This window comes from Xylocopilactobacillus apicola (genome assembly GCF_033095985.1).
GTDB lineage: Bacteria > Bacillota > Bacilli > Lactobacillales > Lactobacillaceae > Xylocopilactobacillus > Xylocopilactobacillus apicola.
The window spans coordinates 1,306,433-1,332,780 of the sequence record NZ_AP026802.1; the positions used below are offsets into that span (position 1 = coordinate 1,306,433).

Genomic DNA, 26,348 nt, shown 5'->3' on the forward strand with positions numbered 1-26,348 from the left:
AACTAATCTACACTCAAACCCAGATCATGTAAATGCGGATCTTGAAGTCTTTTAAACATTCGATCTAAATCATGATTGGTAATTTGCACCAAAACTGGGCGCCCATGCGGACAATTAAAGGGATTTTCGCACATTGCTAAATTTTTGATTAATTCACGTGCTTCGCTATCTGAGAGAAATTGATGTGCCTTAATTGCTCTTTTACAGCTCATCATTTTGGCAGTCTTTAAACGAAAATTCTCTAGGGTGATTTGATGATTGTTAAGAATAAAATCGATCATTTCTTTAATCGTTGACTTCACCTGATTAGCTTTAATCCAAGCTGGATACTGATTAAGTAAGAAACTGTTGCCGCCAAATTCTGTTAAATGAATCCCCAAATCAGCTAAGACCGACTTCTTACCCTGAATTTCCGAAAAATCACTTTGTGAATATTCCAAAACTAACGGCACTAAAAGGGTTTGTTCATCCGAATTAACTTCACCAAGTTTTTGGCGATAATACTCGAAATTAATTCGTTCTTGCGCGGCATGCTGATCAATAATATAAAGACCATCTTTGGTGTTTGCAAGTAAATAAGTTCCTTGAACCTGACCAACGTATTCTAACGTTGGAAAACGACTTTTTTCCTCAGCCTTAGTAAAAAGATTACTATCTTTAGGCTTATCAGTTGAAATGTCCGATTTATCATCAACAAAAGATGCCACTTTCTTTTCGTTGGAATAACGTTCGTCCCATTTTTTCATTTGTTGCTGATCTTCCGGCATAAACAGCGGAATGTTTGAAAAATCTGCCTGATTAGGTTTTTCCACTTCAAAGTTTGGTAACTCTGATGCTTCACCATTTTCTTTAACTTGCCCGACAGCCACTTGTGGATTTTGAGTGAAATAATCAACTGATGCATGACTCAATGATTCAAAATGCTTTTGCATCTCGACTGCTGGATCGATCACATCAGAAAAGCTCATTTTATTAGGATCAGCAGCTGGTATTAAATCCAAGTGGCCCAAAGCTTGATCAACTGCTTGATTAATTAAACCGCCTAATTGATCAATTTTCGAAATTTTCAGCTCTTGTTTGGAAGGATGGATATTAACATCAACCAGATGCGGATCCAACTCAATTTCAATTACGGCGGTTGGAAAACGGCCAACCATTAATTTAGTCCGATATCCGTCTAGAAGATAACGAGTCAATTCCAAGCTTCGAACGACTCTCCCATTCACACTAAAATTAATATTACGGCGGTTAGATCGCGTATTATCAGGACGGGAGACAAAACCATTAACCGAAAAATCATCATCTTTTTTGGATATTTCAATAAGACTCTGAGAAAACTCGACACCGTAAATTCCAGCAACTGTCTGTCTAAAATCTCCGTTTCCAGCGGTATGTAAAATTTCTTTGCCGTTTGAATAAAGGGAAAACTTAATTTGAGGCTGACTCATCGCCAGACGTTGGACAATATCAGTAACATGCCTCAACTCAGTCGAAATTGATTTCAAATATTTCAATCTAACTGGCGTATTAAAGAAAAGTTCTCGGACTGTTACTGTAGTCCCAACTGCCTTACTGATCGTTTTTCGCTCAGTAACCTTTCCACCAGCTCCAATAATCGTTTTGCCCAACTCATTTTTAGTTTGTGAGGATAATTCAAAACGAGATATCTGAACAATACTAGCAAGTGCTTCACCTCGAAAACCCATCGTTTTAAGCCGGAAAATATCCCCAGTCCGATTTACCTTGCTGGTGGTATGAGCAGTAATCGCCAATTCAAGTTCATCGGGATTGATCCCTGCTCCATTGTCAATCACCTTAATTTCTTCTATTCCAGCTTGTTTGACATAAATTCGAATATCGGTTGACCCAGCATCAATTGAATTTTCAACTAATTCTTTAACTACTGAGGCAGGGCGTTCAATTACTTCCCCTGCAGCAATTACATTAATCATATCCGCTGATAGAACATGAATTTTATTCGTCATCTATTTGATTCACCTCCTCTTGTAATTCACAAAGCAAGTTTAGAGCATCGATTGGTTTTAATGTATCAAGATCAATTCCTTGAATTTTTTGAATCAATTCACTTGAAATCGATTCCTCAGGACTTGCTGTAGCTTGATAAAACAAATTTTCTTGACTGAATTTACCAACCGGTGCAAGGGCAGAAGATTTCTCAAATTCTTTCAAGTAATGAAAAGCATCTTTGACGACTTGTTTAGGAAGGCCCGCCAGTTGCGCAACATGAACCCCATAAGATCGATCAGAAGGACCGTCCAGCATTTTATGGATAAAAATCAGTTTTCCTTTTTTTAAAACTGCGCCAACGTGTTTATTATTCAAATTATTCATTTGAGTCGACAACTGAGTCAATTCATGATAATGGGTTGAAAACAAAGTTTTCGCGTGTACTTGCTCGCTTAAATACTTAATAATTGCCATGGCAATCGCCATTCCGTCATAAGTTGCTGTTCCCCGACCTATTTCATCCATGAGAATCAAACTATTACTTGTCGATTCCTGCAAGGCCCGATTTGCTTCTTTCATCTCCACCATAAAAGTACTCTCGCCAGTTAAAAGATTATCACTTGCACCGATCCGAGTAAAAATTTGATCAAAAAGTGGTAATTTTGCCTCATTAGCTGGAACAAAACTGCCAATCTGTGCCATAATCACAATTAATCCTAATTGCCTTAAATACGTGCTTTTTCCAGACATATTTGGGCCAGTAATAATTGTAATTTCGTTATTTTCTGGCATTAAAATATCATTTGGGACGAAATCAATAACCGAATTAGCTTGCTCAACAACGGGATGACGAGATTCAACTAGTTTAATTTCTCTTTTTTCAGAAATTTGTGGACGAACATAAGAATTTTTTTCGCTATCAATTGCTAAAGCATTCAAAACATCGAGTTGGGCCACTTGACCTGCTAATTTTTGAATTTTAGCAATTTGTTCTTTAATTTGATCTCGAATCTCGTTAAAAAGGGAATATTCGAGCTTGGCCGAGTTATCTCGCGCATTTAAAATTAAATTTTCATGTTCTTTTAGCTCTGGTGTGATATAACGTTCAGCATTTGCTAAAGTTTGTTTTCGTTGATAATTATCCGGTACTTTATCTTGATTAACCTTTGACACTTCTAGATAATAACCAAACACTCGATTATAACCCACTTTTAATGTATTAATTCCGGTTCGCGCTTTTTCTTTAGCCTCCATTTGAGCAATCCAAGCTCGTCCACCGGTTAGGCTATCCCGATACTGATCCAGTTCTGAATTATAACCATCGCAAATTATATCACCATCAGTAATCGTAATCGGTGCATCTTCTTTAATTGAATGATCTATTAAATCTGAAATATCAGTCAAAGGATCAAGTAATTTTTCATAATTGCGTAAAATCTCTTCACCACTTTTTCCCAAAGCAGATTTAATCTGAGGAATTTCTTGCAAAGTTTTTTTCAACATGGTGAGTTCGCGAGCATTAATATTTCCAAAAGCGATCTTCGAACTCAAATGTTCTAAATCGTAGACCTTTTTTAATTTTCCTTGAAGATCGTTACGAATTACATATTCTTTAATTAAAATAGCAACAAAATCTTGGCGCCATTCAATCTTCTTAGGATCAAGCAAAGGACGTTCAATCCAATTTCTAAGTAAGCGCGAACCCATCGTAGTTGATGTTTGATCAAGCGCCCAAAACAATGACCCATACTTCTTGCCAGTGCTTAGAGCGTGAGTTAATTCCAAGTTTTGTTTTGAAGCATAATCAATCAAAAGAAACTCCTGTGGTTCATAATACACCGGTTCACTTAAATTGGAGAGCGAGCGCATTTGAGTTGAAGTTATATAAGATTCAAGCAAGGTATATGCGCTGACTCCTGGGTCTTCTTGATCCAATTTAAAATCCACTGGCGAAAACGTCATCTGTCTTTTAGCAAAAACTTGCTTTAAACGCTTCAAATCATTTTTGGTCGTCACTAACTCTCGCGAATTTAAACCTAAAACTTCAAAGATAGCACTGTTAAGGTTAGAGAATTTTGTATATTTAAACTCACCAGTTGCTAAATCAGCATAGGCTAAGCCAATTTCTTCTCCTAAAACTAGAGCGCTAAGATAATTATTATCAGTCAAATCTTCATCACTAATGAAAGTTCCTGGCGTTACTACTCGCGTTACTTGTCGTTTAACAGTTTGACCCGTCGATGACTTGGGATCTTCTATTTGATCGCAAATTGCCGCCTTATAACCCATTTCAGTTAATTCAGATAAATACTTATCAATTGCATGATGGGGCATCCCACACATTGGAATTTGCTCATCAGCACTTTTTGAACGGGAAGTTAACGTCAATTCTAAAAGTTGAGCTCCCTTAACGGCATCCGAATCAAACATTTCATAAAAATCACCAACTCGGAAAAATAGGAAAGCATCTGGATATTCTTTTTTAATAGATCGATATTGCCTCATCATTGGGCTATCTGCGATTTTTTGTGGCATCTTATTCCTTCTCTTAAAAGTTTAATATAAAATCCATTATAACTGAATTTTGGGTAAAAAAAGAAACCAACAATTTTTATTAATGTTAGTTTCCCTTTTTGACGCAATTCAATCAATCTAGATCAATATACTTCTTAACTAATTGAATGTTGTCTTCGTTAGTAACACTTTCAGTTATAGCTTTTTCTGCTAATTCAACAACTTTACTGGTATCAATCCGTTTCATTAAGGAACGTATCTTCAAGACAGAAGTAGCTGACATTGAATATTCATCAAGCCCCATGCCCAAAAGTATACAATCCATAATCGGATCACCTGCTGCTTCGCCACACATGCCGACCCATTTACCCTCTTTGTGAGCTGAGTCAATCACATTTTTAACTAAGCGTAAAATCGCTGGATTATATGGTTGATAAAGGTAGGAAACGCGATCATTACCCCGGTCTGCAGCCATGGTGTATTGAATCAAATCGTTTGTACCAATACTAAAGAAATCAGCAACTTTGGCAAACTTATCTGCCAAGACAGCTGAAGCAGGAATTTCAACCATCATTCCAACTTCAATATCATCAGAAACAGGGGTTCCGCTTGCTTTTAGCTGATCAAATTCTTCCTGAAAAATTGCTTTTGCTTTTTTAAATTCATTAACTGTGGCAATCATTGGGAACATAATTCCCAATTTGCCATAGTACGAAGCTCTAATTAGAGCCCTTAATTGAGTTCTAAAAATCTCTTGTCGATCAAGACTAATTCTAATTGCTCGGTAGCCTAAGAAAGGATTTTCTTCTTCTGGCAATGGTAAATATGGCAAGTGTTTATCCCCACCAATATCCATTGTTCGAACAACTACTTGTTTGCCGTTCATTCCTTCAAGTACTTCACGGTAAGCCTCAAACTGAGCATCTTCAGTTGGCAATTCGGACGAATCCATATACAAGAATTCTGTCCGGTATAAACCAATTGCTTCTGCTCCATTTGCCAAAACTCCTTGAAGATCTTTAGGAGTTCCGATATTAGCAGCCAAAGTGAAGTGCTTCCCATCAGCTGTAATAGTCGATTCGTCCTTGAGTTTTGCCCACTCTTCTTTTTGCTGAATAAAATCTTTTCCAGCTTTTTCGAACTGAGCAATTTCAGCTGCCGTCGGATCAATGATCACGTCACCAGTAACACCATTTACTGCAATTTTAACATCGCCAGCGCTCTGAGCTAAACTTGTTGCCCGATCAGTACCGACAACTGCTGGAATTTCAAGCGAACGCGCCATTATTGCTGAATGCGCAGTTCGACCACCAACATCAGTTACAAATGCTTTAACATACTTGCGATTAAGCTGAGCTGTATCACTAGGTGCTAAATCCTTAGCCAAGATCACAACTTCTTCATTAATTAAAGATGGATTAGGAAGGGTTACACCCAACAGATGACTCATCACCCGCTTTGTTACATCTCTAATGTCAGCTGCCCGTTCCTTCATATAGTCGTTGTCTTGCATCGCTTCAAACGTAGCAATGAAATTATTCGAAATATCTGAAAGAGCTGCTTCAGCATTTTCCTTTTTGTCTTCGATTTCTTGCTTAATTGCACCAATAAAATCAGGATCGCCTAAAATCATAATATGAGCTTCAAAAACTTGCGCTTCTTCTACTCCAATCGATTCTTCAGCATGAGCTTTAATTTTCTCCAATTCATCTTGAGATTTGGTTAAAGCTTCATCAAGACGTGATTTTTCTTTTTCGACGTCTGCTCCCGTTTTTTTATTGAATGAAAGATCAGGTTGAACAAGAAGGTAGGCTTTAGCTACGGCAACGCCATCACTGGCAGCAATACCCTTTAAATGCTCAGCCACTATTCTGACAATCCTTCCTTAGTCATTGTTTCATTAATTGCGTTCATTGCTTCATCCGCATCAGCGCCTTCAGCAGAAATTGTTACATCTGCTCCCTGACCAACGCCTAAAGACATTACGCCCATGATTGATTTTAAATTAACTGATTTGCCTTTATATTCTAATTTAATATCCGCCTTGAAATTGCTAGCCGTCTGGACCAAAATTGTTGCCGGACGTGCATGAATACCAGTTTCTGCGATAATATGAAAATCTTTAGATGCCATTTTTTATTACTCCTTTAAGTTTACGTTTAGGGTACAAAACCCCTACACCTGAAAAGGTTATCATTTTTTTGGAAAATAAACAATAGAAAAAAACGGTTTCTTATTAAAGAAAATAGTTTATTTTTTTGGCTGGTAGTGATAAATTATGTCTCCCCCTTTTAAAGCTTTCCCAACAATTTCATCTCGATGCGGTTCTTTAAGCCATACCTCATGAAAGTCTTTAAAGTCTTGATGTTTAATTAAAATTTCTTTTTTGGGATCATTCATCATTTGAGCGATTAAATCGCGATAATTTAAATTTACCATTTTTTAGCCTCAAGGATATATTTTTAAGTTTGAATTTGTTATAATACCTAATATACTTATAAGGTCAAGAAAGATCAAACTTTTTCAAAAAGTAATTCTTGGTATACATTATAGGTATTAACCAGCACGAATAGCAATATACTAATAAAAATTCTTCGTTTTTTGTATTTTGCTTGACATTGGTTATATATTGGTTATGTCAAGAAAGGTCAAACTTTTTTGATCTTTTATGAAAGGAGTCGCAAACGGACATGATTTGTCAAAATTGCAAACAACGACCCGCAACGATTCATCTCTTTGCCAATAGAGAGGGGCAAAAGAAAGAGTTGGATCTTTGTCAATTTTGTTACCAACAGTTAAAAGAACAACAGATTGGAGATATTGCTAATAGTAAAAATTTTGATCCGAGCAATCTTTTAGAAGTATTTTTCAAAGAATCTGCTGACAACGGAGCAATTCAAAACAATGTTGGTAATCCAAATGATTCTGAACAAAGTTTTGAACAGAACGACCAATCCCCTCAACAACCAAATAATAATTTAGGTCGTTTTTTAGGCAAATTTGGCGTTGACTTAACAGAACAGGCCCGAGTCGGAAAAATCGACCCAGTAATTGGGCGAGATAAAGAAATCTCTCGTGTAATTGAAATTTTAAACAGAAGAACGAAGAACAATCCCGTTTTAATCGGGGAAGCTGGAGTTGGCAAGACAGCCGTAGTAGAAGGACTAGCTGAAAGAATTGCCGAAGGAAAAGTGCCACAAAAACTTAGAGACAAAAAAATTGTTCGCCTCGATGTTGTATCTCTCGTTCAAGGGACCGGAATTCGCGGTCAGTTTGAACAACGAATGCAACAATTAATTGATGAGTTAAAGAGTAATCGATCAATTATTCTGTTTATTGATGAAATTCATGAAATTGTTGGCGCTGGAAACGCCGAGGGTGGAATGGACGCTGGCAATGTTTTAAAACCCGCATTATCTCGCGGCGATCTTCAAATTGTCGGTGCTACTACTTCAAATGAATATCGTAGCATTGAAAAAGATTCAGCATTAGCTAGAAGATTGCAAGCTGTAATGGTAAGTGAACCAACGGTAAAAGAATCAATTAAAATACTACAAGGCCTTCAAAAACGTTACGAAGACTATCACCACGTTCACTATTCTGAGAAATCGATTGAAGCTGCAGTAGAACTTTCAAGCCGTTACATTCAAGATCGTTTCTTACCAGATAAAGCAATTGATTTGATGGACGAAAGTGGTTCCCAAAAAAATCTTTTGATTGACGTAGTAGATCCTCAAGTGATTCAAAATAAAATTCAAAAAGTGGAAGAGCAGAAGAATCAGGCTCTTCGTGAAGAGGACTACGAAAAAGCCGCTTATTACCGCGATCAGGTTACTAAGTTAAAGGATGCGCAAAAATCTGAAGATCAAAAGATGGCTGAATGGCCAGAAGTAACTGTCAGAGATATTGAGAAAATCGTCGAAAAAACGACCAATATCCCCGTTGGAGAACTTCAATCTAAAGAACAACAGCAGCTTAAAACTTTGGCCGTTGACCTTAAAAAGAAAGTAATTGGTCAAGATGAAGCAGTGGATAAAGTTGCCAGAGCGATTAGAAGAAATCGAATTGGGTTTAATAAATCTGGTCGTCCGATCGGATCATTTCTTTTTGTTGGTCCAACAGGTGTAGGAAAAACGGAACTTGCAAAACAATTAGCAAAAACTTTATTTGGAACTGAAAATTCTATGATCAGGTTTGACATGTCTGAGTACATGGAGAAATTCTCAGTTTCAAAATTGATCGGCTCTCCTCCTGGTTATGTTGGATATGAAGAAGCAGGTCAGTTAACAGAAAGAGTTCGGCGCAATCCTTATAGCCTTATTTTACTTGACGAAGTTGAAAAGGCTCACCCTGACGTTTTGAATATGTTTCTACAAATTCTTGATGATGGTCGACTCACCGATTCAAAGGGACGCACGGTTAGTTTTAAGGATACCATCATCATTATGACTTCTAATGCTGGTCAGGGGACAACCGAGGCCAGTGTCGGTTTCGGAGCAAGTAAATCAGGAAGTAGTCATTCAGTTTTAAATCAACTAAGCGATTACTTTAAACCTGAATTTCTGAATCGTTTTGACGATATTGTCGAGTTCCAAAGTTTAAGTAAAACTGATCTTTTGAAAATTGTCAACATCATGTTAAATGACACGAATGCTGATATTTCCAATCAGGGAATTTCAATTCATGTGACAGATCCAGCAAAAGAGAAGATTGTTGAATTAGGATACGACCCCAAAATGGGAGCCAGACCGCTAAGACGTGTTATCCAAGAGCAAGTGGAAGATAAAGTTGCTGACTTTTACCTTGATCACCCGCAGAATACATCAATTGAGGTCAGAGTGAATTCAGGCAATATTGTTGTTAATAAGTCAGAAAAAAGTTAGTGATTTTTTCAAGGAAAAAACGGAGAATCCGAAATGAAACTAGTAAATACAACAAATTCATACTCTAGTCTAGTAGAAAACCAGTTGCTTAATACTGATGCAAGTTTGATTAAAGTCTATTCTTTGGGGCGTACTACCGTCGTATACACCAGACGACCTCATACCATCGAAATTGTTTTAGAAAACAAGCATCGAGGTATCCAAGAACCAGAAATCAAAAAAGTAGTTGAAGAACTTCTGGGAAAAAATGAACGGAATACTTACAGTCTTATCAAGAACAAGGGACTTGTCGAGATCTCAGCAGAGCTTTAGTTTTAAAAAAGGTGGTGAAAATATTAAGGTTTCACCACCTTTTATTTTGCCAAAAATCTAAAATTGGTATAGGTAAAAAAAGAGCGCCGATCATTACTGATCAACACTCAATATTATAGAGCCCGAAAAAGATCAAGTGATTTTTCATCTGATCTTTTTTAGATTTTTTCGACTAATTTAACCTTCGGATGTTTATCTTGATACCATCTCAAAGCAAAAGTATTTTCAAATAAATATAAATATCCATCAAAAATGTCTTTCACTAGTAGATTTCGGCTTGAAGAATCGTGTTCATCAACGTTTTCATCTTCGATCCATCGAGCAATTCGATTGCCCATTGGAACCAATTCCACTTCACTGCTGTACTCATTTTGCATCCGGAAAGTAAAAACTTCAAATTGAAGTTGTCCAACCGCGCCCAAAATATAATCTCCAGTCGAAACTTCTTTAAACAGTTGAACTGAACCTTCAGAAACTAACTGATTAACCCCTTTATGATAAGATTTTTGCTTCATTACATTTTTTGCTCGGACGCGACAGAAAAGTTCGGGGGTAAAAGTTGGCAGAGGTGGAAAGCTAAGATTTTTCTTACCCGAATGAATGGTGTCTCCAATTTGATAATTCCCGTTATCAAAAAGGCCGATAATATCCCCCGCAACGGCTTTACTTACCTGTTCATTATCACTAGATTGATTAATGGTTGAAGAATTCAGCTTGAGCCCTTTACCACTACGCTCATTTAGGACTTCCATGCCTTTGTTAAACTCTCCTGAACAAATTCGAATAAAGGCAATTCGATCTCGGTGATGAGGATTCATGTTAGCTTGAATTTTAAAAACAAAGCCTGAAAACGTTGCATCATCTGGCAAAATTACCTGTCCATTAACGTCTTCATGCGTTGCAGGACTTGGTGCCATTTTGACAAATTCATCTAGAAAGGTTTTAACTCCAAAATTGGTTAGAGCTGACCCGAAAAACACCGGAGTTTGTTCACCTGACTGAATTTTCTTAGGATCAAAAGAATTGCCAGCCTCCTTTAAAAGTTCAACTTCATTAAAAGCTTCTTGAAAAATCGGTTCTTTAAAAATTTGATCAGCGGGAATCCCATTTTCAATTGAAACCACTTTAACTTCACCATTTGGTAAATTGAGCTCTATCCTTTTTTGAGAAATATTATAAATTCCCCGGAAATTTTTACCCATCCCAATCGGCCAATTCATTGGATAACCTTCAATTCCCAACGTATTTTCAATTTCATCTACCAAATCCATCGGAGATCGTCCTTCACGGTCAAGCTTATTCATAAAAGTAAATAATGGGATCCCTCGCTGCTTTGTAACCTGAAAAAGCTTTTTGGTCTGGGCCTCGATTCCCTTTGCTGAATCGATAACCATTACCGCCGAATCAACTGCCGAAAGTGTCCGGTAAGTATCTTCTGAGAAATCCTGATGACCAGGCGTATCCAACAAATTGATCTTACAATCCTGATAGTTGAATTCTAAAACAGTACTTGTAACGGAAATTCCTCGCTTTTTCTCAATTTCCATCCAATCAGATTGAGCAAATTTCCCAGACTTGCGTCCCTTTACTGTTCCAGCGCTACGAATCACATTGCTGGCTAACAGAAATTGTTCCGTAATTGTTGTTTTTCCGGCATCCGGATGAGAAATAATTGCAAAAGTTCGTCTTTTTTCAATTTCTTGCGTTAAATTAGTTTTTTCTTCCATCTAGTTCTCTTCTGTTTTATTTTTTATCGTTTGTGCTAATTTTTCTACTTGCAAATTAAGGAGCCTAGAGCCTTTGACCCGACCAGTAGTTATTTTCAAATTGTCTTCTAAGATCGATAGTTTTTGCGAATTTTTGGGGATTTTTCCCAATTTTTTAATTACATATCCTGCAATCGTATCAACTTCCTCATCAGCAAAATTTACCTTGAAAAATTCATTAAAATCGTCAAGTGGCATCGCACCTTTGACAATATAATGATTTGAATCGACTTTATGGCACAAAATATCTGCCTGATCAATTTCGTCGTTAATCTCACCCACAATTTCTTCAACTAAGTCTTCAATCGTTAAGATCCCAGTTACTCCCCCGTATTCATCGAGTAAAATTGCCATTTGTTGTTGATAATTTCGCATATTGTCGAGAAGTTTATCGATCCGAATTGTTTCGGGTACAAAATAAGGCTGATTCATTAGTTTCTCAATGGAGAGTTGTTCAAAATCGTGATCAAAGCCAAATTTCAGTAGTGAGCGCACTGTAACAATCCCCACAATTTCATCACGATTTTCTTTGTAAACCGGAACTCGCGAATAAACTTCATTCAAAATTTTTCTAACATTGTCTTCAGCAGGATCGTCAACATTAATCATAAAAGTATCCGTTCGAGGAATCATAATTTCCCGCGCCATTTTGGTTTGAAGACTAAAGACTCCTTCCATCATACTTAATTCGTCAGAAGCAAGCATCCCTGTTTGTCTTCCACTCTCGATTAAATTAATCATTTCCTCGCGAGTTAATACTTCGCTTTCTTTTTTGGTGTACTGCCCTGTCATTTTTAAAAGCACATTAGTCGTGGCCGAAAGTAACCACACAAACGGTCTAAAAATTTGTCCAACAAAAGAAATCGGCAAAACAAAAGCTCTTGCCACCCCTTCGGTATTTCTTACAGCAATTTGCTTGGGATATAACTCACCAAAAACTAAAGTAAAAAAAGATAGCAACACGGTAACCAAAATGATCGAGGCCTCATGCGCCCATTTAGCGTGCCCAAAAATCACCTGAACGTATTCAGCCAGACCGGTTGCTGCACTTGCCGAGGATAAAAATCCCGCAAAAGTGATTCCGACTTGAATAATTGCCAAGAAATCGCTGGAATCTTCTACAATGTTCAGCAAAGCCTTTGTCTTTTTGTCCTTGGGACCCGATTCTAACTTATTTTTATTTACTGAAACAACGGCTAACTCAGCCGCTGAAAAAACGGCATTAATGGCCGTTAAAATTACGATTAAAATTAATTGTTCAATTATTGCTTCACTTGAAGCGCTCAATTTAGACTCCTTGTTTATCTTCGAAAAGCGACATCTGTTTAGTGTGATGCAGCCTGTAATTCTTGACTACATTATAAACATATATTACTAAAGTTTTCAAAATTCCATAGGTGGGAACAATAAACATGGTTCCCAAAAAACCGAAAAGATTGCTTGCTACATATAACAAAAGAATAATTGTTAACGGATGAATCTTAAGATTCCGAGCAATTAGATTCGGATAAACAAAATTACCATCGATCTGAGAAATGATAATTACAACCAAAATAACTGCAAAAATTTCTCTTACAGAAACGGTCATGGCAATAATCAACGCTGGAATAATCGCAATAATTGAACCGACATAAGGAATCAATGTGCAAATTCCAGCGATAAAACCTAGGAGAAAGGAGTATGGCATTTGAATGATCGAATACCCAACGAAAATACACATTCCAACAAAGACTCCTTCAATGAGTTGACCATACAGATAAAGTTGAATCGTATTTCCCATTTTACTTAAAAGTCCACTAACGTATCCTTGAAGCTGTTTTGGAAAAAAACGAGTAACACTGCTAACAAATTTATCTCCGTCAATTAAAAAGTAAATTAATATGACCGGGATGGAGAAAATTGTAAAAATAATGCCGCCAATACTCGTAACTACCTGAAATCCACTTTTGCTCGCAAAGGTCACAATCCCATTAACAACTTTTCGCATATCAAATTTATTAAAACTATCGTAAAGATGATACTTCTGAACAAGTTCATTTTGCAACAAGGAACGATAACTTTTCTGAGCCTCAGCGATAATTCGTGGCAAATGCCCTAGAATTTGTGAGGCTTGAGCCACAATATTTGGTACAATTGCAATAATTAAAGAAGCTATGATGCCAATTAAAAGCAACATTGCAAGTGCAATACTTAATGATTTGGGGACTTTATGCTTCATAAACCAATTAACAAGCGGATTTAGGAGAAAAAACAAAAAACCTGCAATTACAACTGGCACAAAAACAATTGAAATAAATTGGATAATCGGCGAAAATAAAAAGCTGATCTTTGTAAATACCAAAATCACACTTACAACTATTAGCGCCTCAAGTGACCAAAACATTAAGGGTGAATTTTTTATTTTTCTAAACATAGCGCCCCTTCAAATTCTATTTGAACTATAATTATAATACAATAAACTTCATGAAAGAGGTCAAATTGAAAACACGCGTAATTTTAAAGTTCATTTTAATGTTTATTATTCCTTATTTATGTGCTGCCTTAACTTTTGCTGGAATTTTTCTAGCAATTATTGTACATACACATTCGCTTTGGCGAATTCTTCTTTGTGCAGCACTATTTGGATTTTTTATGTATTTTGTTCGCATCGCAATGCAATACCCTTTAAATAGCTTGCGGGCTCGCTGGCGCAATTCTGAGAAGAAATTAGATCAACGAACACCGTTATTAATGCAAATTTTTAATTTTCTGTTCGATACTTTAATCGCTTTTCTAGCAGTTGTTGCTGTTCGTGATTTAGTTGCACCAAAAATAATTGTCAATCACTTTGTGGGAGTATTCTTTACGATTCTTTTTATCTCACTTTTATTGGGCAATTTAATTCCACCTAGTTTAGCTGTTATTCAGGATAACGGAAGCAATGACTAAAAATAATTTGTTCGCTGACGGGTTTATTCGGATTGTTAATGCTAAGCAAAATAATTTAAAAAATGTCAGTTTAAAAATCCCTAAAAAAGTCATCACCGCCTTTGTCGGCTTATCAGGAGCTGGTAAATCATCATTGGTATTTGACACAATTGCTGCTGCCTCTAGAAGAGAACTAAATGAAACTTTTCCTAGTTTCACTCAGCAATATTTACCAAAATATGGTCAACCCCATGTTCAATCCATTAAACATTTACCTGTTGCAATTGTTGTTGATCAGAAAAAATTGGGGGCTAATGCTAGATCAACTCTTGCAACTTATACAGGGATCTATTCTTTGTTGCGGCTTTTATTTTCCAGGATTGGTAAACCATGGGTCGGATATTCGGATGCTTTTTCTTTTAATCTCCCACAGGGAATGTGTCCAAAATGTCAGGGACTAGGATATGTCGATGACATTAATGTGAAAAAAATTATCGATCCTAAAAAATCGCTTAACGAAGGTGCGATCACCTTTGTTAGTTTTGGCCCCGATACTTGGCGTTTTAAAAGATACGCAAATAGCGGACTTTTTGATAATGACAAATTACTTAAAGACTACACCAAAGAAGAGATGGAACTGCTCCTTTATGCTCCTCAACAACGGCTCAAAAATCCGCCAGAAGTTTGGCCTAAAACTGCCCTTTACGAAGGAGTGGTTCCCCGAATTAAACGTTCGATTTTAGGAAAAAAAGAGGCCTCGCATCATCAAGAAGCAATTAACGCGGTTGTTAAACAAATCGTTTGTCCTATTTGTCACGGAGCCCGGTTAAATCAAGATGCCCTTAAATGTAAAATTAACGGTTTAAATATCGCAGATGTCTCTGGTTTGGATCTAATACATGTTACTCAGTTTTTGGACAAAATTAACGAAGATTTAGCGGAAGAAGTAATTCGAGAACTTAAAACCAAGATCCAATCTCTAATTAAGATCGGACTTGGCTACCTAACATTAAATCGGGATACTGGAAGTCTTTCTGGTGGTGAATCCCAACGTGTTAAAATTGCTAAATTTTTAACCAGTTCACTAACTGATTTGGTTTATATTCTTGATGAACCAAGTGTCGGATTACATCCTCATGATATTAAACTAATCAAGAATGCATTGGTGGGACTAAAAGATCAGGGTAACACTGTTTTAGTCGTTGAGCATAATCCAGAAATGATTGCAATGGCTGAGTATATAGTCGAAATTGGGCCGGAGCCAGGAGAAAATGGCGGAAAAATTACCTTTGAGGGCACTTACTCTGAGCTTAGAGCTTCCAAAACTCTTACCAATCGCTGGCTTAGCCAAAAACTAAATTTCAAAGAAAAAGTTCGACCTAGTTCAGGCGAAATTGTCTTAAATAATTTAACCCTCCATAATCTTCAAAATATTTCAGTAAAACTGCCGCTCGGTAACGAAACAGTGATCTCTGGAGTCGCTGGATCTGGCAAATCGTCTCTTGTAACTGTTTTAAAAGATATCTTAGCTGAACACTATGATTACGTGGATGTGACTCAGAAATCGGTCAGCGTCAATATTCGCTCAACAATTGCTACCTATCTGAAAATTTTGACCGAAATCCAGAAACTATTCGGAAAAGCAAATCACGTGTCAACTACCCTTTTTAGTTATAACGGAAAGGGCGCTTGTCCGATTTGTAAAGGAAAAGGTCTCACGATCACTAACATGGCTTTTATGGACCCAATCGTACAAGTTTGTGAAAAATGTCACGGCAAACGTTATAACGACGAAGCTCTCAGTTATAAATACCATGGGAAAAATATTTATGAAGTTTTGAACACCTCAATTAGTAAGTCAATTTATTTCTTTAAAGATGTTCCTAAAATCGATGAAAAACTTGCTAATCTTCAGCAAGTGGGCTTAGATTATTTAACAATGAATCAATCGCTCGACACTTTGTCTGGTGGCGAGTTACAGCGACTCAAATTAGCACAAGAGCTTGGCAATGAAGGAACCGTTTATTTGCTGGATGAGCCGACTGCGGGTCTTCACATGCAAGACGTCGCAAAATTAATTGGCCTTTTTAATCATTTAGTCGATCTAGGCAATAGCGTAATCATCATTGAACATAATTTAGCAGTAATTAGCCAAGCTGATTGGTTAATTGATCTGGGACCGGATGCTGGTATTTACGGTGGAGAGCTGGTGTACTGCGGAACGCCACAGTATTCTATGAAAAATTCAGCTTCTAAAACAGGCGAAGCCCTACTACATTACAATCAAATCTTGGGAAATTAATTGTCAAACGTAAACAAACACCATAAAATAATGAGTAAGAATTTAGGAGGTAATAATATTGTGGGGTAGTATTATAATTGTAGCAATTGTTGGCGCGGCAATCGGAATCGTCTGGACTCGTCCGAAAGGCAGATGGTGGATGATCGTAGGTGCCTTAATAGGAGCTGTGATTGCCGGTTTTATTGGCTACATTCAATTTTAGAAGTAAAACAGTTGGAAGAAACATTATTATCGACCGAGTTTGAAGCATAAAATCCGGTGAATCCAACGAAATGCGTTTTAGGCAAGAAAAGAACTTAAGAAAGGAAATTATGCAAAAAATAATCAACACCTATAAAGGCTATAATTTCAGAGATAAATCGATGGTTTGGGTTAATATCTTTTTGCTGTTGGGATCTTGTTACTGGACCTTTTTTGCCCATGCTAAGCATCCTGTCTTTTTATTTTTATTAAACGGATTACTAATCATTGGATCCTACATTGACGCTAAGCGAGACAACCGTTTTAGTCTTTAAAGCTTAATTAAAGGTTTCTTTTTTATTCTTAATTTATCAAAGAAATTGGAGTAATGCACAATGGAAAAATCAAATACTAAAAAAAATTGGCTCTGGGCAATAGTTGGAGTTTTAATTTTCGCAGCCGCTTTATTTATTGTTATTAAATTAACTGAGCCTAAAAAGCCAGCTACTATGACTTATACGACTGTTGACGGCGAGACCAAGACGGTATCTTCGGATGCAGATGTCCCCGCCAGTGAAATTAAGGAAATTCACACTGGCAACACTTCCCCATTTAACAAATAAGATAGGGATTTTTTTGTAAACCTATGCGAGTTTTAATTATTGAAGACGAAGAAGCAATCGCTGAAGCTGTTGCAGAAGTTTTGAAGAGAAATAATTATTTGGTAGACGTTGCTAACGACGGCGAGAGCGGCCGAGATTTTGCGATGAGCAACATTTACGATCTAATTATTTTAGATTTAATGCTGCCAAAGATCGACGGTTTTGAAATTTTGGGGGAAATCCGAAAATCTGAACTTGCAGTTCCTGTGGTCTGTTTGACTGCAAAAAGTCAAATTGAGGATAAAATTCATGGATTGGATTGCGGAGCTGATGACTATTTGACCAAGCCTTTTCACATGGACGAGCTTTTGGCGCGGATTCGGGCAGTCAAAAGGCGTTCTACAAATCTTCAAACCTCAGAGCTTCTTAATTTTGTCGACCTGAAATTAAACGTTAGTACCTTTGAACTTCATTGTCGTAAAGGATCTGTTATCTTAACGCCCAAAGAAGCTCGCATATTAGAAGTCATGATTCATCAAGGGCCAATTGCTTCTTCCAAGGAGCTATTGATCCAAAAGATCTGGGGCTATGATTCAGAAGCTGTTGATAATAATGTAGAAATTCAAATCTCATTTTTAAGAAAAAAATTAGTAAGTCTTAACACTCTGGTTGAAATCCGAACAATTAGAAGTGTGGGATATATTTTGGCTAAAAAAAATGCTTAAAAAATTCCGAAAACGTATTCTGCTTCTTCAATTTAGTCTTATTTCAGTGATTTTTCTCGGATCCTTAATCACTGTTTTCATTTCCTATTACCGTGACCAAAATAAAGAAATTGCAAAATCACTCAATGATTTAATGCAACAATCCATTTCGATCGAAGGAGAATCGATTAATGATCTCCCGGATAATATTTTTGTAGGAGAAGTTACAAATGCAACCAATATTGTCGATTCGAATAAATTTTTTTCGTTCAAAGTCAAAGATCGAAAAATTAGCAAACTCAGTGATAACCAAAGTGATTGCAAAAAAGTAGCTAACAAAATTAACAATCGTAATAATAAAAACGGTAAGATAAAATTCAATGGTCAAGTTTGGCAATATCAAACTTCCGACGCCCCAAAATTTACTCAAAAAGAACAAGATGGGGAGTCCTCCTTTGATTTAAGTTCAGATCCGACTTCTTCTATTGTGGCATGTCTTAATATCACTAATCCTTATCAACAAATCATCAAAACAGGAAATACCTTTATAATTGTTGGAATCATTTCTTTAATCGGAATTTTTGCGCTCAGTTTTTACTTCACTAATTTATTCCTAAAGCCCGTCCAAAAAACATGGGAAAGCCAGCAACAATTCGTCTCCGATGCCTCACATGAGCTAAAAACTCCTATTGCTATTATTAATTCTAATGTCGATGTTTTGATGTCAGAACCCCAAAACACGATCAGTTCTCAGCAAAAGTGGATTAATAATATCTACCAAGGAACCCGTCGAATGGAGAATTTAATTAACCAGATGCTTCAATTGTCTCGCATTGAAAATGACGAACACAGAGTTTGCAAATCAAAAATCAACGTTAGTAATTTATTTATCAATATTATCGATGAGATGGGAGCTATTACCCATCAAAAAAAGCTCAAAATTTTAAAGGATGTTCCTTCAAACATTGAAATTATAACGAATGAAGATTTGTTACAACAAATTTTACAAATTTTATGTGAAAATGCGGTCGAATATACTCCTGTCGATGGAGAAATTCGAATCAAACTTCAAACATTTAAAGATCAAATTATTTTTGAAGTCAAAAATAGTGGAACTCCTCTTTTAGAAGAGGAAATTCCACAACTATTTGAGCGTTTTTATCGCAGTGACAAAGCTCGTAACAGTAAAAATAATAATTTCGGGATGGGGCTTGCAATCGCTAAGGCTCAAGCTAACGAATTAAAGGGAAAACTTAGCGCTGCAAACGGAAAAGACGGATTTATCACATTTTCCTTAGCACTTGGAACTTAAAAAAGACAACGTCATAAACGCTGCCTTTTTTTCTAAACTTTTTTGAGATATTCAAGTGCGCAATCTGCAGAATGCTTACCCGAATAGAAAGAATATCCCGCTTCTGTCCCTGGCATGTTAGGTCCATATGTATCACCGATTAAATTACCAGCTGCATCATTTCCTGCAGCATACAGGCCCGGGATTGCTTGACCTTTAGTATCAATAACCTCGTTTTTGAGATTAACTTTTAAGCCGCCCATCGTACAAAAAGCTCCGACTCCTAATTCTAGTGCATAATAAGGAGCTTTATCGACTTTCAAAAGATACTTATCCTGTTTCCCAAAGTCTTGATCAACTCCCTGATCTGCAAAAGTATTGTATTTTCTAACTGTATTTACCAAATCAGGAGTTTCAATCATTTCGGCTAATTCTTCAAGGGTGTCAGCTTTATGAATATAAGGTAATCCCTTCTCTAAAGCTTCATCGAGATTTTGTTGCAAATCAGTTAATTTAGTTAAATCAGTATGCCAAGTTGACATCGGACGCTGCAAACCATCATTCATCAAATGGTCAATTGCGTTTTGATCAATAATGCTAAAAGTCCTTCCTTGAGTAAATAACGCATTTCCCGCATATGCAAAATTATCAACTACTTCTTCGTTGACAAAACGTTGCCCGCTCTCATTAACCCAGAGAAGAGATTGTTCAGCAGCAGTTCCGTTTAACTGCGAATAACGATAAACAAATGAGGGAGTAAGTGGATCTTTTAAATATCCGCCAAAAAGCATTGCCATTCCCATCCGGTATTTTCGTGCTCCTGCTTCCCAAGCTAACTTCAAACCATCACCTGTGTTTTTACCTGAATTAACTGGAATCAGTCGCTCGCTATCATAACCAGTCTCTTTATCGATTAATTCTTTATTATTTAAGTATCCGCCAGTTGCAATAATTACGGCCTTAGTTGCAATTTCTGTGGTGCTGTGATCCGATTCACTCTCTAATACAACTCCAGTAATTCTTCCGTTATCGTCTTTTTTTAAACTTTGAGCTGAAACAGAGGTAATAATTTCAACTCCCAATTCTTGAACTTTTGGTTCAAACACGCCATGAAGAACTTCTTTTCCTAGTCCTTTAAATAAATGCCAAGTTCTCTTACCTGATCCAAGAGGCTTCACGTCAATATACTCTGCACCTAAATCACCAAGCCAGTCTATCATCTCGCCACTAGCAGCAACATATTGCTGCCAAGTCTTGACATCAGCTTCGTAGTGAGAATAATCAAGTTCTTCACTTACCACCTCTTCTGGTTTGATATCAACGTTTTTCTCTTGTTGCAATTTAGAATTTACAGCAAAAGCACCTTCAATATAATCTCCACTGCCGCCAGTATGACGACCTTTTTCAACAAGCAAAATTTTAGTTAATCCCTGATTGGCTGCCTCGTATGCAGCAGTAAAACCAGCTGCCCCTGCTCCAATGATAACTAAATTATACTCAGTAGCTTTAGTAATTGACATATTTTCCTCCTGTTATTAAACATTGTCAGCATAATCATACTATAATGAAAGCCCTTTTTCAATTTATTTTTTAAAAAAATCGCTCTTTTATTTAATTTTTAAAAAAACTTAATTAATACTCTTGCTTCTTGAGAAATACTTATTGCTGTTTACTCGAAAGAAAAATATGTATCAACGTTTTGTACAAAGCTCCTTTTATTCAAAACTTGCACCCACTGATCTTTGCCTATTTCATAGAATTCATTTTCTTCACCAAAAGCCTTCCACTGACTTGAGTGCGATAACTTACATCGCTCATAATAAGACGGATTAACTGCGTAGCCTAAAACGTAATTAACCGTTACCACTTATTAATTAAATGCATACTTTTGACTGACTTAAATGAAACATAATCAGCCTTTGTCTGCCCCACACATCAGGATTATATGACAGCAAGATAATTTTTTGACGTATTGTAAGTTCATTTGTGCTCTCGTATTTATTCAGATCAATAGAGCCACTAACATAAATAATCTTGGGTTCTGAATTATCAGCGCTACCCAATTTTTGACGGTTATGAACAACATAAGTTTCGCAATATACCCCCGATTTTATGCTGCATTAACATTTAAGCATCACTAAATTCTACAGCCAATAAACTATCATTTATTTTTCTCATGAAAAAAGACTTGGCCGTAAACCAAATCTTCCATTTTTAATTCAATATTTCAATAACTTGAGACTTTTCACAAATATCGTGCTGATCGATCTCAACTGTGACCCAACTTCCATTTTTGATTGCCGGTAACTCGCTCGAAAAAGTTTCCATTTCATGCTGAGCCTCGTATTGATAACTTGAAACTTCTTGCCCATTGACCAAAACCTTACTTGGCTCCTGGACAACTTTAATTAGTAATATCGTGCGTTTATTTGGCTGGAATCCCGCAAAATTACCCATCGTAGGCTCAATTGTTACCACAATCCGATCAGATTTTTGTTTACAACTAACATCTGTCGTGATATATTCACCAACTTGATAAGCATTACTTACACCATCATCATCGAACGCTTCCATCATACTTACGAATTTATCCGGACAAATTACAAATTTCTGCAATTCCTGATCAATCTCTGCAATGTTATTATTTGGATTGTTCACCGGTAAAATTGCCCCTTTTTTGATAAAAAGCGGAATCTTCCAAAGCGGTGCTGCAAAATTATTTAAGACTTGATGGCCTTCATACTCATCTCCGGTAAAGAAATCGATCCAAGTTGCATTTGAATCTGGCAAGTAGATGCCGTGACGAACATCGTTACCATCTGGATCCATTTGAGTATCCTCGTAAATCGGCGCAACCAAAATATTTTCCCCAACCAAAAACTCATGGGCAAGATCAGGCTGCTTAATTAATTGCAGGTTACTATCCAAGGTTACAGGACTTATAATTGGCTGGCCAAAATGAATATTTTCGTAAGAAAGTGAGTTGAAATATGGTAAGAGTTCACTTTTTAATTTCAAATAAAAACGATTAATCTCCGTATAGATCCCACCAAATGAAAAAGGTGTCTTATTCTCACTACCCCAGCCGTCCATGTTTAGAATAAGTGGCGTGAAAGCTTTCCACTGAAGATCGCGAGTCTGAATAATTGGCTTGCCCCCGCCGTATATTCCATCTAAATCACTTCCAACGTTAGAAACGCCTGAAAGAGCACTACCTAAATAGGTTGGGATCTGGTAGCCAATATTTTCCCAAGTCCCGCCGCGCTGGTCTCCTGTCCAAACGGCCGCATATTTTTGAGTCCCTGCCCAACCATCGAGCGTTAAAGCAAACGGTCGCTCATTATGACCAAATTCTTTCATATAGTGAGCAATATCGACTAAAGCGCCATAGCCTGCCTGATAGCCACTACCAACCCAAGCGACATCAGTCTTTAGAGCTGCAATGTTGGCTACTCCGACCTCCTTAGCAAGATCTCTTTCGTCAGCTCGTGGCTTTTGCGGATTTTTCGGGTGAAGATTTTCTTGCGTCCAAAGACCAGTTTTAACCCCCTGAGCTGCCGCAAAGTCAGAAAATTCTTTTAAATTTCGGATATTTTGATCAAGATCTTGAGTTTGTCCGTATCCCGCACCATAACCGTCATTAGGTACAAACCAACCCAGTGGCATATCATTTTCTTGATAGCGTTTAATGATCTGACGGGCTGAAAATTGATAGTTATCCTTTTCACCATTTAAGGATTCTTGCTTGGTAATCAATTCGCCATCTTCGTCTTTAATAAAAGTTACCTCACCCGTTCCTCTAATGGAAGGAACAAACATTTTACCTTTAATCTTAATTTTATCTGGGCGCTTGGTATTAAAACTTTTGGAGTTTAACGGTTGATATTCTTTGTAGTATTGACCATCTTCAAACTTGCGAGCTCCGCTACTATCAGCGCTCACTTGAACCCAAGTATCTCGGTTATAAGCATTTAAATGGGCGGGATACCAAGCAAATTTCGGCAGAACCAACGGTGCACCTGTCAAATCAAAATAAGATCGTAAAATTTGTTCTGGTTCTGACTCAATCAAATAGTAGTTATCAGATTTCTGGTCCGAAAAACTAAAAGTAATCTTCTTAGGATTAGTTAAGTTATACTCGCCTTTACCAAAAGTATGATTTAAAATTCCAAATCCTGCTGTACTCCAAACAAATGGTGACGGGGAAGAAACTCCCCGATCTAACCAATCATTTTGATTTTCAATTTTCAAAATTTGGCCAGTATGGTCATATCGACCATTTTGCATCCCGCCACCGAAATAGCGGGGTTTTGAATCCATAACTTCTAAAGTATTAACTACTTGACCATTTTCAAAAACTGGCGGATTTTGAATCATAAATAGATAATTGTCACTGGTCCTAAAAAAGTAAATCATTCCCGTTTTCTTTTTGATCATCAACCCTACTTGATAGCTTTGAATGTAGTAAAAGTCTGAATCAATTAGTAAATCAAAAGGCATGTGGAGATCGTTTTGAATGAACTCTAGCGTCTCTTTTTGGTCCAACTTACCTGTGGCAACGGTTTGATCACCACCAGTTTGGACCCGTTCATTCTTCATTGTCGTGGGCAAAACGCTTGGCGATTTGCCGCGGTAATAAACAATATGAGCGATTGAACGGTCTACAAAACTGATTTGTAATTTATAGCCATTTTTTAATTTACAATTGAAAACATTCTGTTTTTTATGAATTTCTGGATGTGATTTTTTAGTCACAAATGCTGCGGCGGCTAAAGCGATTGCTGAGCCTAAAATAAGATGTTTTTTTGCCATAATTTTTACTAACACAAAACCCCGTTGCAAAAAGCGGGGTTTTTGTTAGGTATCCTCCTTTCGGATGCCTATATTAAACTTTGTAACGGGAAACCCCATCAAGATAGGTCTCCAATAAATTCATTTTTTGGTCAAGCACAATAAAATCAGCTGCCCGACCAGGTAAAATAGCCCCGCAATGATCTGTGATTTGAGCGCCGACAGCTGGCACCCAAGAACCCATCATCACGGACTTCTCAGGAGTAACAAGGTTCCAATCAACAACATTTTTAATTGCTTCATTGAGCCGTAAGATACTTCCTGCTAAATTATGTGGCGGTTCTTTTAAAGTTGCCGTTCCGCCACCAACAAGGACTGGTAATTCACCCAACATATAATCACCATCCGGCATTAATCCAGCCGACATACAATCAGTAACCAAAATGACATGGTCAGGAGTCTTTTTATCAATCAGAATCCTTGCAACGTAAGGATTGATATGATGTCCATCACAAATGAGCTCATCATATACCTGATCTAAACTCATCGCAGCTCCAACCATCCCAGGTTCCCGATGACTTAGCGGACTCATCCCATTAAAAGTGTGAGTGAACACCGTTGCTCCTGCTTCTACACACGCTTTAGCTTGCTCAAAAGTCGCATCACTATGGCCAATTGCTACAGTTACGCCAGTTTCTGATACTTTACTGACAAACTCAACAGCCCCTTTACGCTCCGGTGCAACCGTAATTTGACGTAAATGGCCTTTCGCTGATTTTTGCCATTGATCGAATTCTTGTAAACTCGGATCTTTAAAGTACTTAGGATTTTGAGCCCCTTTGTGCTTTTCAGTAAAATATGGACCTTCAAAGTTGATTCCTTGAACCTTTGCGCCTTTTTCTTCACCCCAGTGATTACCAAAAATTTGACAAATATCATTAAGCTGATCAAAAGAACCAGTAATAGTTGTTGGCAGCCAAGAAGTTACCCCACATTTCAGCAAAGCTTCTGACATTGTGTTAATGCTATCCCACGAAGTATCCATCACATCGGCCCCCGCGATGCCATGAATATGCGTATCAACTAATCCTGGTGCAATCCAGCGATCTGAATAATCAACAATTTTGCCTACAGGCGTTTGATCTTCTGGGATGTAAGCGCCAAAAGTCCCATTATCTGTAACTTCAAGATAACCACCATTTTCTGTTGTATTTCTTAAGAAAAACTTTTGTGCGTGAATGTAGTATGTCATATTTATCTCCCTTATTTAAACTTAAAAATCATGAATCATAACGCCTTTAACCGTCTCACTCAAAGACAGATTATCAGCAGTAATCCTAACTTTGGCTGCAGTCAAAAGCGCAAAGGTCTGGGCAAAAATAACGTAAGGAAGCGCTAAATAGCCATCCAGCAAATTCAATAAATCAGTAATTAAAGCAAAATCCCTCTGTAAATTTTGCTTGATCAGATTCCGTACCAATCCTGCAGCTATTTTAGCTCCTGCCATTTCTTTTAAAATGTCCAGATCATACTTTTGAGTGTACGCATTATGCGGCAGAAAATCAAACATAATTATGTATTTATTCGAGTTTTTCTTAGAACTATATCAAAATTATATCGAAAAAATGTAGCGATCTTTCCTGCCGTTAATTCCAAAATTTTTAGTTGGGCCTCATGCGTTTAACCAGAAAGTGCACCGGAGCTGAGATAGCAAACGCGGTTATAATCCAGACTACCATTGCCTGAATGATTGTCCTCTTTAAATGAAACTCCCAAATTTAAAATATTCAATAAAATTATACAACGAAAACATTCGGCCATTGCAAAACCTAGATCTTCTGAGCGAGCTGGCTGAAGCAGCAAGAAACTTTTTGCTGCCACAGTTAATTATCCTGTCGGGGCTTTAATAGATATTTTTCGCAAACATTAACTGCAGCAATGCTTTCCCACTTCGGGCCAATGAGACCATGATTGACAAACGATCTGGATTTAAAAAACTTTCTGGTGCTAAAACAAAGGAACAACAGTATCTCCGACATACACCGAGGAGCCCGCACCAGTAAAAATTACTTTAAAGGGCAAACTATCTTTTTGAATTTAATCAGATTTCTTTTTTTAATAGATCCCA

21 protein-coding genes are annotated in these 26,348 nt (G+C 37.1%); 8 read left to right on the forward strand and 13 right to left on the reverse strand.

All coding sequences use genetic code 11. The features are described 5' to 3' along the window. Window positions 1–2 precede the first annotated feature (2 nt). From mutL to R8495_RS06550, 5 genes are all read right to left on the reverse strand, one after another. The gene (gene mutL, locus R8495_RS06530; protein ID WP_317634678.1) at window positions 3–1,985 is read right to left on the reverse strand and encodes a DNA mismatch repair endonuclease MutL; all 1,983 of its coding nucleotides are present in this window, start codon (window positions 1,983–1,985) and stop codon (window positions 3–5) included. After that, the gene (mutS, locus tag R8495_RS06535; protein ID WP_317634679.1) at window positions 1,975–4,503 is read right to left on the reverse strand and encodes a DNA mismatch repair protein MutS; all 2,529 of its coding nucleotides are present in this window, start codon (window positions 4,501–4,503) and stop codon (window positions 1,975–1,977) included. The genes mutL and mutS overlap by 11 nt, the downstream gene beginning before the upstream one ends. 112 nt (window positions 4,504–4,615) lie before the next feature. Further along, window positions 4,616–6,349 carry a phosphoenolpyruvate--protein phosphotransferase gene (gene ptsP / locus R8495_RS06540; RefSeq protein ID WP_317634680.1) on the reverse strand — a complete coding sequence of 578 codons (1,734 nt, stop codon included), beginning with the start codon at window positions 6,347–6,349 and terminating at the stop codon, window positions 4,616–4,618. Beyond that, window positions 6,349–6,615 carry a phosphocarrier protein HPr gene (locus tag R8495_RS06545; RefSeq protein ID WP_317634681.1) on the reverse strand — a complete coding sequence of 89 codons (267 nt, stop codon included), beginning with the start codon at window positions 6,613–6,615 and terminating at the stop codon, window positions 6,349–6,351. The genes ptsP and R8495_RS06545 overlap by 1 nt, the downstream gene beginning before the upstream one ends. A gap of 117 nt (window positions 6,616–6,732) precedes the next feature. Further along, window positions 6,733–6,921: a hypothetical protein gene (locus R8495_RS06550; RefSeq protein ID WP_317634682.1), complete on the reverse strand. Its 189-nt coding sequence runs from the start codon at window positions 6,919–6,921 to the stop codon at window positions 6,733–6,735. A gap of 251 nt (window positions 6,922–7,172) precedes the next feature. On the opposite strand from R8495_RS06550, the gene R8495_RS06555 reads away from it, so the two are divergent. Beyond that, window positions 7,173–9,365, forward strand: a complete 2,193-nt coding sequence (locus R8495_RS06555) for an ATP-dependent Clp protease ATP-binding subunit (RefSeq protein WP_317634683.1) — start codon at window positions 7,173–7,175, stop codon at window positions 9,363–9,365. A gap of 33 nt (window positions 9,366–9,398) precedes the next feature. Then, complete coding sequence (locus R8495_RS06560; protein WP_317634684.1) at window positions 9,399–9,677, forward strand: DUF1827 family protein; 279 nt, start codon at window positions 9,399–9,401, stop codon at window positions 9,675–9,677. 158 nt (window positions 9,678–9,835) lie between these two features. Here R8495_RS06560 and R8495_RS06565 read toward each other — a convergent pair whose 3' ends face one another. Genes R8495_RS06565 through R8495_RS06575 form a run of 3 tightly spaced genes read right to left on the reverse strand, consistent with a single transcriptional unit; the run spans window position 9,836 to window position 13,856 of the window. Beyond that, window positions 9,836–11,404, reverse strand: coding sequence for a peptide chain release factor 3 (locus R8495_RS06565; RefSeq protein WP_317634685.1), 1,569 nt, complete (start codon window positions 11,402–11,404; stop codon window positions 9,836–9,838). Continuing rightward, window positions 11,405–12,730, reverse strand: coding sequence for a hemolysin family protein (locus R8495_RS06570; protein ID WP_317634686.1), 1,326 nt, complete (start codon window positions 12,728–12,730; stop codon window positions 11,405–11,407). A 1-nt stretch (window position 12,731) separates the two neighbouring features. After that, on the reverse strand, window positions 12,732–13,856 hold the full coding sequence (locus R8495_RS06575; protein ID WP_317634687.1) for an AI-2E family transporter: 1,125 nt from the start codon (window positions 13,854–13,856) through the stop codon (window positions 12,732–12,734). A gap of 65 nt (window positions 13,857–13,921) precedes the next feature. On the opposite strand from R8495_RS06575, the gene R8495_RS06580 reads away from it, so the two are divergent. The 6 genes from R8495_RS06580 to R8495_RS06605 all read left to right on the forward strand — a co-directional run bounded on the left by R8495_RS06580 (window position 13,922) and on the right by R8495_RS06605 (window position 19,450). Next, on the forward strand, window positions 13,922–14,371 hold the full coding sequence (locus R8495_RS06580; protein WP_317634688.1) for a hypothetical protein: 450 nt from the start codon (window positions 13,922–13,924) through the stop codon (window positions 14,369–14,371). A 7-nt stretch (window positions 14,372–14,378) separates the two neighbouring features. After that, window positions 14,379–16,652 (forward strand): ATP-binding cassette domain-containing protein, encoded by a 2,274-nt coding sequence (locus tag R8495_RS06585; RefSeq protein ID WP_317636604.1) that lies wholly within the window; start codon window positions 14,379–14,381, stop codon window positions 16,650–16,652. A gap of 58 nt (window positions 16,653–16,710) precedes the next feature. Further along, the gene (locus tag R8495_RS06590) at window positions 16,711–16,854 is read left to right on the forward strand and encodes a hypothetical protein (protein WP_317634689.1); all 144 of its coding nucleotides are present in this window, start codon (window positions 16,711–16,713) and stop codon (window positions 16,852–16,854) included. A 373-nt stretch (window positions 16,855–17,227) separates the two neighbouring features. Continuing rightward, complete coding sequence (locus tag R8495_RS06595; RefSeq protein WP_317634690.1) at window positions 17,228–17,455, forward strand: hypothetical protein; 228 nt, start codon at window positions 17,228–17,230, stop codon at window positions 17,453–17,455. Between the two features lie 23 nt (window positions 17,456–17,478). Continuing rightward, on the forward strand, window positions 17,479–18,159 hold the full coding sequence (locus R8495_RS06600; protein WP_317634691.1) for a response regulator transcription factor: 681 nt from the start codon (window positions 17,479–17,481) through the stop codon (window positions 18,157–18,159). Further along, a complete protein-coding gene (locus R8495_RS06605; protein WP_317634692.1) occupies window positions 18,152–19,450 on the forward strand; it encodes a sensor histidine kinase in 1,299 nt (432 codons plus the stop codon). The genes R8495_RS06600 and R8495_RS06605 overlap by 8 nt, the downstream gene beginning before the upstream one ends. A 32-nt stretch (window positions 19,451–19,482) precedes the next feature. Here the strand turns inward: R8495_RS06605 and vprA are convergent, their stop codons facing one another. The 5 genes from vprA to R8495_RS06630 form a co-directional block, all read right to left on the reverse strand. Next, window positions 19,483–20,949, reverse strand: a complete 1,467-nt coding sequence (vprA, locus tag R8495_RS06610) for a vinyl phenol reductase (protein WP_317634693.1) — start codon at window positions 20,947–20,949, stop codon at window positions 19,483–19,485. 694 nt (window positions 20,950–21,643) lie between these two features. Then, the gene (locus tag R8495_RS06615) at window positions 21,644–24,256 is read right to left on the reverse strand and encodes a TIM-barrel domain-containing protein (protein ID WP_317634694.1); all 2,613 of its coding nucleotides are present in this window, start codon (window positions 24,254–24,256) and stop codon (window positions 21,644–21,646) included. A gap of 58 nt (window positions 24,257–24,314) precedes the next feature. After that, window positions 24,315–25,472 (reverse strand): N-acetylglucosamine-6-phosphate deacetylase, encoded by a 1,158-nt coding sequence (gene nagA / locus R8495_RS06620; protein ID WP_317634695.1) that lies wholly within the window; start codon window positions 25,470–25,472, stop codon window positions 24,315–24,317. 21 nt (window positions 25,473–25,493) lie between these two features. Beyond that, window positions 25,494–25,790, reverse strand: a complete 297-nt coding sequence (locus R8495_RS06625) for a phosphoheptose isomerase family protein (RefSeq protein ID WP_317634696.1) — start codon at window positions 25,788–25,790, stop codon at window positions 25,494–25,496. A 110-nt stretch (window positions 25,791–25,900) separates the two neighbouring features. After that, window positions 25,901–26,101, reverse strand: coding sequence for a hypothetical protein (locus tag R8495_RS06630; RefSeq protein ID WP_317634697.1), 201 nt, complete (start codon window positions 26,099–26,101; stop codon window positions 25,901–25,903). Window positions 26,102–26,348 lie beyond the last annotated feature (247 nt).